The organism is Vibrio sp. 99K-1 (genome assembly GCF_013114585.1).
Taxonomy (GTDB): domain Bacteria; phylum Pseudomonadota; class Gammaproteobacteria; order Enterobacterales; family Vibrionaceae; genus Vibrio; species Vibrio chagasii_B.
Window position 1 is genome coordinate 25014 of record NZ_VTXF01000043.1, and the last position, 12918, is coordinate 37931.

Annotated in this window: 9 protein-coding genes; 7 read left to right on the forward strand and 2 right to left on the reverse strand. The window is 45.4% G+C overall.

From position 1 onward, the window contains the following. Positions 1–95 precede the first annotated feature (95 nt). The gene (locus tag F0228_RS23880) at positions 96–2144 is read right to left on the reverse strand and encodes a TonB-dependent siderophore receptor (RefSeq protein WP_116871352.1); all 2049 of its coding nucleotides are present in this window, start codon (positions 2142–2144) and stop codon (positions 96–98) included. A gap of 240 nt (positions 2145–2384) precedes the next feature. Between F0228_RS23880 and F0228_RS23885 the strand changes: the two genes are divergently transcribed. Genes F0228_RS23885 through F0228_RS23905 form a run of 5 tightly spaced genes read left to right on the forward strand, consistent with a single transcriptional unit; the run spans position 2385 to position 9651 of the window. Beyond that, a complete protein-coding gene (locus F0228_RS23885; protein ID WP_116871351.1) occupies positions 2385–3596 on the forward strand; it encodes an ATP-grasp domain-containing protein in 1212 nt (403 codons plus the stop codon). Next, a complete protein-coding gene (locus tag F0228_RS23890; protein WP_116871350.1) occupies positions 3593–5404 on the forward strand; it encodes an IucA/IucC family protein in 1812 nt (603 codons plus the stop codon). The genes F0228_RS23885 and F0228_RS23890 overlap by 4 nt, the downstream gene beginning before the upstream one ends. A 6-nt stretch (positions 5405–5410) precedes the next feature. After that, complete coding sequence (locus F0228_RS23895; RefSeq protein WP_116871349.1) at positions 5411–6619, forward strand: MFS transporter; 1209 nt, start codon at positions 5411–5413, stop codon at positions 6617–6619. Next, positions 6591–8456 (forward strand): IucA/IucC family protein, encoded by a 1866-nt coding sequence (locus F0228_RS23900; RefSeq protein WP_171731414.1) that lies wholly within the window; start codon positions 6591–6593, stop codon positions 8454–8456. Before F0228_RS23895 ends, F0228_RS23900 begins: the two co-directional genes overlap by 29 nt. Continuing rightward, a complete protein-coding gene (locus F0228_RS23905; RefSeq protein WP_116871348.1) occupies positions 8449–9651 on the forward strand; it encodes a type III PLP-dependent enzyme in 1203 nt (400 codons plus the stop codon). The genes F0228_RS23900 and F0228_RS23905 overlap by 8 nt, the downstream gene beginning before the upstream one ends. Before the next feature lie 130 nt (positions 9652–9781). Here F0228_RS23905 and F0228_RS23910 read toward each other — a convergent pair whose 3' ends face one another. Next, positions 9782–10975 carry a benzoate/H(+) symporter BenE family transporter gene (locus F0228_RS23910; RefSeq protein WP_171731413.1) on the reverse strand — a complete coding sequence of 398 codons (1194 nt, stop codon included), beginning with the start codon at positions 10973–10975 and terminating at the stop codon, positions 9782–9784. Positions 10976–11077: 102 nt separating this feature from the next. Between F0228_RS23910 and F0228_RS23915 the strand changes: the two genes are divergently transcribed. After that, positions 11078–11638, forward strand: a complete 561-nt coding sequence (locus F0228_RS23915; RefSeq protein ID WP_061032266.1) for an XRE family transcriptional regulator — start codon at positions 11078–11080, stop codon at positions 11636–11638. Between the two features lie 87 nt (positions 11639–11725). Continuing rightward, positions 11726–12565 carry a patatin family protein gene (locus F0228_RS23920; RefSeq protein WP_116871346.1) on the forward strand — a complete coding sequence of 280 codons (840 nt, stop codon included), beginning with the start codon at positions 11726–11728 and terminating at the stop codon, positions 12563–12565. Positions 12566–12918 lie beyond the last annotated feature (353 nt).

Sequence of the window (12918 nt, forward strand, 5' to 3'; positions counted from 1 at the left end):
TGTCCTTTGACCTTTTGGGCTAAACGGCCTGAAATTAAGGCCAAAACTGTTTGCTATTTGCTAGCAAACACAACTGTTTGAAGCTGAGTTGGCATTTAGAACTGATAGCCATAGCTGAGCATGAATTCAGCTGGTGCACCGTAACCAACCTGGTTGGTGCCAGACTTACCATTGGTTGTTCCGAGAATGTATTTCTCGTTCAGCACGTTGTAAGCATTCGCTTGGACTTTGTGACGACCGGTGGTGTACGCCGCCATCAAATCAACCGTGGTGTAATCCCCCAATGCGACGGCTTCGTCATTACCCGCATAGCGGTCGCCGACATATTTCACACCGCCACCTAAACGCCAGTTGTCGTCTAGCTGGTAGGTACTCCACAGTGAGAACAAGTGATCAGAGACGTCGTTCGGCTTCTTGCCTGTCTCTTTGTCTTCAGCATCGAGGAAGCTATAGCCAATCGAAATATCCCATTGCTCAGAAATCTGGCCGCGAGCTTCCAATTCAATGCCTTGGTGACGCGCTTCAATCTTGTTGACGACATCCCCGTTAGTGTTGGTTTCAGGCTGTTCTTGATCAATTTGGAAAAGCGCTGCATTGAGCATCAAGGCGTTATCCAATAGGTAGGCTTTTGCACCGACTTCCTTTAGATCGGTATGGAAGAATTCAGCTAATTCAGGTTTGATGTAGATGCCAGCATAAGGCAGTTGCCACGAACGAGCTAAACTTGCATACGCCGACATATCACTGTTGAGACGATAGACAACACCACCACGGTAGCTCACCTTGTTATCATCTAAATGCTCTTTGGCAGATCCTGCCTTTTGTTGTTCCAGTTCCATAGAGTCATAACGGACGTTACCTATTACCGATAGATCGCCAAAGGTATAAACATCTTGAATGTATACGCCAGCGGTCGTTGTGGTGTTGTCACGGGAAGGTTTAAAACCCGGATCAGGCGTAGGACCAGTGACGGGGTCATAGATATCTTTTTGAGGTAACTCTTCGTCGCTAACTAAAGCAGAAGTGAGAGCGATATTTATCTGATTGTAATCAGCACCAATCATCATTTGATTAGAATCGGTTTCCCAAACGAGTTCCGATTGCAAGGTCGTGGTGGTACGCGGATCGTGACCGAAGTTGTTGACAGTTTGTTTTACCTCATTTCCTGTAACTGGTTCTTTGTCTTGGCGTGTGCCTTTTTGTTCTAGCTCGATATGGTTGTAGGCTGCGCGGTTGGTCCATGACCACTCACTGTTCAAAAGCCATTCGTAATTAACGCCAACACGAATGCTATCTGACTCTTGATAATCGTTGGTTCCGCCGTAGAAAGTGCTTTCGGAAACATCGACTGGTTTACCATTTTTGGATGGAACACCACGGTAAGGCACTAATTCTTGGTGAGCATATTCAACATCGAGATCAATAGTATGTCCATCAGAAGGCATCACTCGAATCGTTGGGGCAATAAAGAAATCGTTAGAATCCACATGATCGACGTAAGAATCGGCTTGGCGATGCTCCACATTGATACGGCCATTAACCTTGTCTGAAAAAGCCATTGAACTATCAACTTGTCCAACAAACTGGCTGTTGCTGCCCACACTACCATTTACATTGGTGAAGTTTTCACCCTCTGCACGCTTAGTGACTAGATTAATGATACCGCCAGCAGAACCTCGACCATAAAGCGCACCAGCCGGGCCTTTAACAATTTCAACACGCTCAATGTTTGCGAGGCTTCGGTATGACTGTAAGGTCCCATCATCACGCATACCATCACGATACATGTCATTGAGTGAGTCAAAACCACGGATAACGAACTGGTCTCGGCTACCTTCGCCTAGGGTATTATTGACGCCAGCTACACCATCGAGTGCATCCACTAAACGTACCGCGCCTCGGTCTTCCATTTCTGTCTTCGTGACCACAGATACTGCTTGTGGTACGTCCAACCATTCAACATCTGTCTTGGTTCCTGACTGAGGCATATGTTCTGCATATCCTTCGTATTGGTGACCAATAATTTGCAATGTTTCATCCACTTTGGCTTGTTCTTCAGCCACTGCATTTGGTACGCCAACGACCACCGTCAATGCCCCTCCAATCGCGAGAGCAAGAGGAGATAAGTTCAATCTGATATCCATTTTCTAATTCCGTTTCAATTTATAAATTCTCAACAGCGCGAATGAAAACAAATATCATTTATGTTTGCAATATATATTTTTTGATCTATATTTGCCCGGCAATATGCAACTGCGCTATTAACACCATTATCAATAAAAACAATGACATAGAAAGAAGTCTTCCCTAAAAACAAGAAAAAGGCCACTTGAATGCAAGTTGTGAGCAGGTAACAACAACGTTTTATAAATTAGGAAAGCCCAATGAAATCTACGATTATTATTGTGAGTCACGTCGTCAATGACGCAGTCACTCACGGCTTCGTACCGACAGCAAAAGCGATGGGGCTTAACGTCATACTGATCACAGATCACAAGCTCAGCCACCTAAAATTGAGTAACGATGACGAGCGTTTTAGCCCAGACGCAATTCTTGAATGTGATGTGTTTAATCCACTTGAACTTATCGATACCATCACAGAACAAAACCTGAAACCTAGCGCTATTTTTAGTAATAGTGATCACTTGCAAACCTCTACCGCTATCTGTTCGCAATTCTTCGGCTTACCAGCAAAAGATTGGACGGTAACGTTGCAAGCAAAGAACAAGCACCTCACTCGCCAAGTTCTGAGCGATAAATATTTACCCAATGTGCAAAGTGAATTGCTCTACCAAGACATAGACTCTACGTTGAACTTTACGTTTCCTGTCGTCGCTAAACCCAAAGAGGGCGTGGCAAGCATAGACGTCCAGCGTTGTAACTCTAAAACTGAGCTGGAGAATTATTGCGAACGCTTTTGGCAGAAACACCCGACGAACCCAATCTTGGTTGAAGATTTTTTGCAGGGCCCACTGATCACCCTAGAAACCTTGGGAGACGAAGAAAACTTAGCTGCACTTGGTGGGTTTGATGTGGAGCTCTCTGAGCCTCCATTCTTTATTGAAACTGCTGCGACTTGGAATGGCGACAACAGCACTCAATTCAAAGATGAATGTGTCAGACAGTTGAAGGCATTTGGCGTAGGCTTCGGTGTTTGCCACAGTGAATTCATTATCACAGAGTCAGGCCCTGTATTAGTTGAAATCAACTATCGCAGTATTGGAGATGGTCGTGAGTTCCTACTCGACAATCTAAGTGGAGGAAAGTGGTTCAGCACCATCTTAAGCCTACACCTCGGCAGCAAGCTAGACCCTTCATTCCAAATAAGTGGCAGTGCAAATGTCCACTATGTTGTGGCAAATCAAAGTGGCGTCATCGAGGGGACATCTACATCTTTCATTCATCAAGATGGCGATATTGTCACGCAGCAGCAGGTACTCAAACACCCGGGTGACGCCTTCCTACAAAGCTTTTCCAACAAAGATTACCTAGCGCGAATTTCTATAGCATCACCCTCAGGGCAAAGTTTAGATGCTGCTCTTCAACGCACTATTTCTCGATTCAATCTAACGTCAAACAGTGAGGTGAACGCATGAGCAGCAACGCTTCATACCTAACTCAGCGACTAGTGGACACTTGCCTTCGTGAAGACCTATTCGGCTTAGTGTCTAAAAGTCAGTTCACAGCCAGAACGCCAGCTACCCTTACTAGTTCGAATTACCCGGATGAGCAAGCATGGGCTCTCTTTTCCCATTCTGATTTCACGCTTTACCTACCTGTCACGCCAAGTTACTACATGCAGCGCTGGGTTTACGGTTCTCCTAATGGGGTGGATGGTAGTGGTTGGCTAATCGAGAAAAAGGGCCAGTTTGAACTTCAGCATGACTATCATGATTGGATACAATTGCTAAAAGCGTGTGCACATGAAAGCTCCCACCCATTGCTAGATGGTTACTTACAAGAACTGGAATGTGCAGAGGAACACAAAGCACTATGTGATAACGCTTTCCAGCAACATTCTAATTTATTAATGCAGCCGATTTCTAAGCTGACGCATTGGAACCAAAAATTACTGCGCGCTGATCAAATCGCGTCGTACCTTGATCACCCTTATTATCCAACCGCTCGCGCAAAGTTTGGTTTGAGTGATACAGACCTCAAGCAATATGCTCCAGAGTTTGCACAAAGCTTTGCTCTGCGTTGGCTCGCGATTGATAAGTCACTCGTCACTCTGACAAGTTCGCAGCCACAATGCTGGCCAACCATGGAGCAAGTAGGTCTACCGGGCGACTTTGCTGTGAGTCATCATTTATTCCCAGTACACCCTTTAACACTCCAAGGCCTTGACTCTCTTCCAGAAGGCATTATTGAAGCCCCTACTCCATTCCTTGAGGTTACGCCTACACTATCGGTGCGTACCGTTGTTGTGAATTCTGCACCACATATTCACATCAAAGTACCACTTATCATGCGTTCTCTAGGTACCAAAAACATTCGCTTAATCAAGCCTTCAACTCTTTATGATGGACACTGGTTCGAGCGCCTATTAACGCATCTGGAACAAAATGATAGCGACTTACAAGGCACGCTATTTCATTGCAATGAGAAACACGGTGGACACGTAGGAGATGAAAAGAGCTTCGCTTACATCGTGCGTGAATATCCATTGAACCATTCGCAAGATAAAGCACTCGTTCCCGTTGCCGCGTTGGCTAGCCCAATGCCCGATGGCCGCTTGTTCTTAGAGCACCTCGCCGAACAGTATTATCACAATGACACGTTAACTTGGTTTAAGGATTACGTTGACTTACTTTCAAAAGTACATCTGAGATTGTGGCTTCAATACGGCATTGCATTGGAGTCCAACCAACAGAACGCCATTATAGCCTTTGATAAGCAGGGAAAAATGACCCTAGCGATGAAGGACAATGATGCAGCGCGGATTTGGCCTGAGCGATTTAAAAACTTCGAACACCTCTCACCGGTTAAGTGCGATCAATTGCTGGATCAACGCATTAAAGTAGACGAGGAGCTGGCTCTTGGTCAGATGTTCACGACCATCACGTTACAACTCGATATTGCGGCGATTGTTGAAGCAATGGCCGCACAAGCTATTGCGCCATCGGCTGACCTTTACAAAATAGTGGCAACTAGCCTTTCACTACAGCTAGAGCAACTTCGCAATCAAGGTCATGACGTTTCACTTGCCAACGAGTTGCTATTTGAATCACCGAATCTATACGCCAAGTATTTATTAAGCTCAGGCAGTTTGCTCTCGAAAGAAGCCTCCGGTGCTAGCGATATAAACAAATTTTATGGGTTATCGGCTCCGAACTTCTTACTACTTACCAGTGAAGAAGCACAACACGCTTACTTAGAATCCATCAAACAGAGCGTGAACTAATCCACCATGACCAAACTCATTTATTGTGTGCTGTTCTGCCACTTCATAGCGGCATTCGCAGCCTTAGGCATGCCTCTGTTTTTACCTATGGTATTACCGACACTTGGCGCACATATCGATTCAGATTGGGCAGGCATTTTATTTATTTTGCCAACCTTTTGTACTGCGTTAGCTGCACGATTTTGGGGGCATTTTGCTGATAAATTTGGCAGACGTCGCTCTCTGTTACGAGCGCAACTAGGGCTTGCTGCAGGGTTTGCTCTGTGTGGTTTGGCAGACAGTCTGACAATGTTTGTGTTTGGTCTTATTGTTCAAGGAACCTTTGGCGGCACCATGGCCGCCTCTAATAGCTACCTATCAAGTCAAATTAAAGACGCAAAGACCCTCGGTACCTCACTGAATAAGACCCAGCTTTCTGCTCGTTTGGCATTGATTGTCGCGCCCATCGGCCTAGGTTGGACATTGTCAGACACGAGTCCGCTCAATGCGTATCTGTGGTTGTCTACCTTGCCCTTGTTAGCATTGGCAATCACGCTAACGCTCCCTGCTGATAACTTAGTGAAATCAGATGTAGAGAAAGAAGCAAAAGACCAAACAACGAGTCAAAGAGAACAAACAACACACAAGCCGTTACACAAGCTCTACTGGGTGTTCGGTGCACAGTTCTGCTTTGCTTTTTCGATGGTCGTCACCTTCCCCTATTTCTCACCTTTTGTGCAGCAATACGGTGTGACAAACCAAGCGTGGATAGGCTTTTTATACGCCCTTCCACACGGTGTCTACTTACTCTTTGCCGGAAAAGTTCATCTGTTTTCAGAGAGGCTCAACCGCCGTCATCCACTTGCTACTTTGTACCTTGGTTTTGGCTTGCTCTCAGTCAGTACAGCGATGCACCTAATACCCGATCAAACAACGCTAATCATCGCGCGAGTTGTTTTTGGACTTGGGATGGTCTGTTGCTACCAAGGGCTGCATCAAGCCTTAGCCAACCAAATCGACCGACAACAAAGTGGCAAGATATTTTCACGATTTGATGCCATGTCTAAATGGGGTGGTGTTGCAGCAGGGTTAAGCGCGTCTGTTATATCAAGCTTAGGGTGGCTTGAGGTTCCTTTCTTACTTTCTACTTTGATCAGCTTTAGTACTGCTATCGCAATGATCATTCTTTCAAAATTTGGACATCGACATGTTAAACACTCATTCATCTCCAACTGAGCACCGAGCTGAAAACAAGACGCAAATAAATCACAGCCAGGTTCAGCTCAATCAAGAAAAAGCCCAATTAAATACCATCATGGGCGTAGTGAATTGCTATCTGCGTGAATACGCAATACCGAACAAGCAAGTAGATTGGTGCTTCAGCTCAGCATCACTTCCGCAGACATTAAAAAGAAACTTTACGGCCAAACAACGTGTGGCAATACATCTACCTCAGCAAAATCAGACGCAAGAGAGTGGCTTGTTAGTCTTGCCTGTTGAATACGTCAGTAAGCTAGGAAAAGTAAAACTTTCAGCTACACCTTGGTCGAAAACGGCTGGTGCTGGCTGGTCTAAATTAGACGCAACTCAAACCCTAACACTGTTACTCAATTACCTTAAACAAGTGTTAATGATCCCGTTCAACCATGAGTTGATAAAACAAATGCAGAACAGCTTGCTGGTAACCGAGCAATTCCTAAACACCGACAGCCCACTCCAGCAGCATAATGCCTTTATCGCGTCAGAACAGTCACTGCTCTGGGGACACACTTTTCACCCAACACCAAAAAGTCGTTCTGGAGTAAGTATGGATGACTTACTGGCTTGCTCCCCGGAAGTTGGCGCAAAGGTGCCTCTATACTGGTTTGAGGTGGAAGCAGCTTTACTGGATGTATTGCACTCAGACACACGCACATCACCAAAAACGATGCTCGAGCAATTGGCACCGAGAGAAAGTGATTCAGAATCAAAATTACTTTATCCGTGCCACCCATGGGAAAGCTACACACTTCTACAAAACCCAGCAGTTCAACGCGCGATTGAACAAGGCAAAATTACACCATTAGGCTTAGGTGGAGACAAACTGTTACCCACTTCCTCCGTGCGCACTCTTTATCACCCAGATATGGAATGGTTTGCTAAGTTTTCCATCAATGTACGTTTGACCAACTGTGTTCGCAAAAACGCATGGTATGAACTCGACAGTGCCGTACAGTTAACCTCTATTCTACGTCCGATAAAAGAGAGCGAACAGCTGCGTAACCCTGTATTCAAGGTGATGAGTGAGCCGTACGCAACAACACTGAATCTAGGTTCAATTGCCGAGCAAGAGCCTGACGACATCATAAAAGCTCGTGAATCATTTGGCATTTTGTATCGTGAGAACTTCTCACTTAGTGAAACTGACATTCTACAACCGACGTTGGCAGGTTCGCTGTTTGCTTATGATCGTGAAGGAAACAGTTGTATAGCTACCCAGCTAAAACAAAAAGCGAAAGCGACACAAAGCCAGTATGAGAATGTCGCTACCTTGTGGTTTGAGCGCTACTTGCATTGCTTGATTCCAGGCGTGTTTAACTATTACTTCAAACACGGGGTCGCATTTGAACCTCATCTACAAAACACGCTGATTGGTTTCGAAAAAGGTATGCCATGCTGCGTGTGGATTCGAGATCTCGAAGGTACAAAATTGTTACCTGAATTTTGGCCTTCAGAGACATTACAACAGCTTCCAGAACGGGCCCAACAATCGGTTTACTACAGCCGAGAACAGGGCTGGAATCGCATTGGTTACTGCACCTTTATTAACAACATCAGTGAAGCCGTATTCTTTATTGCTGAGGGAGACGCCAAACTTGAAGAGACATTGTGGGAATTATTACAAGAAGCCATCGTTCGTTGGCAGTCAATCAATGGCAAGCAACCAGAGTTAGTGGCGTTACTTGATGGCGGCTTCTTCCCAAGTAAGAACAACTTCACCACTCGCTTGATGCAAAATGCCGACAAAGAGTCGGGGTACACACTAATTGCGACACCATGGGCGATTCAAAACACAGGAGAGTGTCATGACTAAGCCAACTCAGATTCCCCCGTACATCGAGCAAGAAGTAAAACAGCTCGCGAAGCAGCAAAGTCAGCCATTGTGTGCTTACCTGTATGACCTAAATGCGCTTGAACAGCACATCAAGCAGATGCGCCATGTATTACCCAAAAACGTGGAACTGTTTTATGCCGCAAAGGCTAACCCTTCTACGCCAATCTTGAGGACTTTAGCGCCTTACGTTGATGGGTTTGAAGCGGCATCTGGCGGCGAACTTAGCCACCTTCAACAGCAACTGCTTAATAAACCACTGATCTTTGGTGGCCCAGGGAAAATGCCAAGTGAATTAGAACAAGCGATACAACTTGATGTCGGTGCCATCCATGTCGAAAGTATTACAGAACTACAGCGTATCGGAGCTTTGACACAAAAGTTGAATCGACCTGCTTCCATCTTTCTGCGCATGAATATCGATATTGGTGACATCACGCTCAGCAAGCTAGCCATGGGCGGAAAACCGACTCCATTTGGTTTCGATGAAGCTGAATTGGATAACGCCATCATGTATCTACGTGATTTCCCGCTAATAAAGTTGAAAGGCTTCCACTTTCACCTGATGTCTCATCAACTCGATGTTGGTCGTCACTTAGCACTCGTTCAACGTTACTTCCAGGTGGTTAAACAGTGGAGAGAACTATACTCTCTTGAAGAACTCATTATTAACCTCGGTGGAGGCATGGGGATCAATTACCAAGATCCTAGCCAACATTTCCCGTGGATAGAATTTTGCGACAAATTAGAATTCTTGATCGCTGAAGAACATATGCAAGATTGGAAACTGCGCTTTGAGTGTGGACGCTATATCTCAGCTCCTTGCGGCTACTATGTGATGGAAGTGTTAGACATCAAACAGAATCTTGGCGAAAACTTTGTTATTGCTCGTGGCGGCACGCATCATTTCCGTACACCAGCAGCACAAAGCCATGATCACCCTTTTGCTGTCTTCCACAATCAGCAGCACTCAAACATTTCGAACCCAATACACCACACTACTGCCAATTTAGTTGGTCAGTTGTGTACACCAAAAGACGTACTCGCTCGAAACCAAAACATTGAGTACATCGACATCGGTGATTATCTTGTATTCACCTTGGCAGGTGCTTATGCGTGGAACATCTCTCACCAGAACTTTTTGATGCATGAGCCACCTATATTTCACTACTTTTAAGCTTCGAGGAAACCAAGATAAAGCTTTGGAACTTAATCTCATCCAAAAACGAGCTGTCATCTAGGTAATACCTCGTAAACAAAAAGGCGCTAGTAAACCATCGCTCACTAGCGCCTTTCATCAAGCATCACTATGACTGAGCTTGTGAAGCTCTATTGTCCCCATTCGTTCTGACTTTGTAATTGTGTAACCAGCAACAAAGTAAACCAATACAAAGCCCCCAGAACGCACTTCCGATACCCAATAAATTCGTACCAGAAGCTGTAAATAAGAACGTAAACAACGCTGGCTCTCTGTAGTGGTTGTCTGCCATGGCAACCGCTAAACAGTTCATCAATGTAGGCATCACCGCTAACCCCGCGACAGCGATGACTACCGCTGAAGGAACTGCGCTAAACAAAGACACAAATGACATCCCCATCACTCCAGCTAACAAATAAAACACGCCCATCGAGATTCCCGCCATATAACGCGTTTTGGGATCGTCATCGGCATTGGGGCCCATACAGATCGCTCCGGTGATTGCCGCAAGGTTATACGCAAAGCCCCCGAGCGGCGCTAATAGTAACCCTGTCACACCCGTGGTAGTGATGATCTTCGATGAATCCACTTGGTACCCGTTTGCTTTTAGCACCGCAAACCCCGGTAAGTTCTGCGAAGCCATCGTCACGATAAACAATGGGATACCAACACTAAGCAAAGAAAAGAATTCGAAATCAGGCATGATGAATACCGGTGTCGTTAAACCTAGCGTGACTTGACTGACATCGAGCTTTCCAAAACCAACGCACATCACCAAAGCAATGACGAAAATACTTGGGATCAACAAGTTTCCTAACCTCGACTTAGCCAAGATAAACACAGCAAGCATCACCGCCACTATCTGAACTTCTTCCATTAACGATGTAAACAAGCCCAAACCGAACTGCAATAAAATCCCCGCTAGCATAGCCGATGCAATCGACGTGGGTATCTGTTTCAGTACTTTCTCAAATATCCCAGCCATACCGACTAGCGTGATCAACAACGAACTAAACAGGAATACAGCAACTGCCTGATTCATCGTCAGACCTTCAAGCGAAGTAATCAACAGTGCTGCTCCCGGTGTCGACCAAGCCGTCACAACCGGTTTCTTGTAGTAGAAAGAGAGCAATATCGTGGTTGCCCCCATACCAATTCCCAACGCCCAGAACCATGACGCAACCTGCTCTTGAGTTGCTCCGGCACTCATCGCAGCCTGGTAAATAATCGCTGCAGCACTTGCATACCCAATAAATACAGCAATAAAGCCCGTACTAACGTGGGAAAATTTTAGCTTAGTCATGTTATTTTGTTCCTATGTGCGTTATAACGTCCATAAGCTAAACCTAGCACTTGTGCGCTATAACGCACAAGCTATTTATAGAAAAAATCTTGTAGAAAAAGTATGCAAACAGAAATTAAAGTCGGCACTAACTTAAAACGCCTACGCCAAGAAAAGGGCTGGAGCCTAGATAAAGCAGCAAAAGCGACAGGCGTAAGTAAAGCGATGTTAGGTCAAATTGAACGTGGGGAGTCCAGCCCAACCGTCGCTAAGCTCTGGCAGATCGCATCTGGGTTTGAAGTGTCATTTTCCAGTTTCATCACAGAAAGTTCGAACAATGAGCTGACGAGTTTATTCAGAGATGCAAACGAGTTAAGGCGTGAGGAATATAACGTTGGTTTCTTCGTCAGCTTATTATTTCCTTTTGAGGAAGCATTAGGGTTTGAGATCTTCGAGCTAACCCTCGCACCTGGCTATCAACATGAATCCGACCCGCATAACACTGGCGTTACCGAGCACATATTATGTATCTCAGGAGAGATGGCCGTGCTTTTTGATGGTGAATGGCAAACATTACAAGCAGGGCAAGCCGTTCGCTTTAATGCTAACCAAAAGCACGGATATAAGAACCTCGGTGAAGACAATGCGATGTTCCATAACGTAATTCACTACCCTGTAAAATAATGGTTAGCCTACACATCCGACCATTTATCTAGTATTAATAACAGTGAAAGGATATGCATCTATAAGAATTAGGGAGCCCATAATCAAATGACTCTAGAATCAAAACATGCCCTAGTTGTGGAAGGTGGCGCAATGCGTGGCATCTTTGCTGCTGGCGTGTTAGACGGCTTTATCGACCACCAATACAACCCGTTCGATTTCTGCATCGGCGTCTCTGCGGGCTCAACCAACTTAGCCTCTTGGTTGTCTAACCAACGCGGCCGAACCTATACCATTATTTCCGACTACTCATGCCAACCTGAGTTTATTAACTTCAAGAAGTTTGCCAAAGGTGGACACTTGCTTGACCTCGACTGGCTTTGGGAGCATATCGCACTGCACTATCCATACGATATGGAAGCCTTCGATACACAGCCGCTTCCCTTTCAAGTAGTGACCACGGATGTTGAAACTGGTGAACCACTCTACACGCAGGGTGAGAAGAGTAACCTAGAAGAACTCCTCAAAGCGTCCTGCTCTGTTCCTATGGCCTACCGCACACCTCTGAGAGTAAACGGTCGAAAGATGATAGACGGTGGTGTGGTCGATTCCATTCCCGTGATTGAGGCTTATAAACAAGGGGCGAAACAGATCACGGTGATCCTCTCGCAAAAGCAGGGTTACAAAAAGCGCCCACCGAAAGCACCTTGGCTCTTACGTCGCCTAATGAAAGAGACACCTCAACTGGCTGAGGCCATGATCACGCGTGCAGAACAATACAATCAAACCTTAGAGTTTATTGAGAACCCACCTCACGATTGCACCATTAAGGTCATCGTGCCGGACGATAGTTTTGCTGTCGGAAGATTAACCACAGATAAAGACAAACTTGAAGCCGGTTACCAAATGGGGCTGAAGGCAGCAGAGCGATTCGTTACACAAGATTAAACAGTCACTCATGCCACGCAGCCTACTTTAATCCCCGCACTCGAGCTGTAACACAAAAAAAGCGAGCCACATGAGCTCGCTTTTAAGTATTTGTTTTAAGCTAAATTACAGAAGTTCTACCGACTGATGAAGAATAATTTAGTAACTGGAGGTTTTGGAAAAAAGTGTATCAACGACCTTGCTAAATTAGTAAGGAATGAATAACCACTGGTATGGAAAAATAAAAGAGCCTCATGACATCATGAGGCCCTATTGTTGGTTACCTTAGCAAGATCAGTGGGCCTGAGTCTCCTCCGCCACACGTCTCTGCATTGCGGGAGTAGTATCGGTGCTTAATAATAAGCTCTATATCA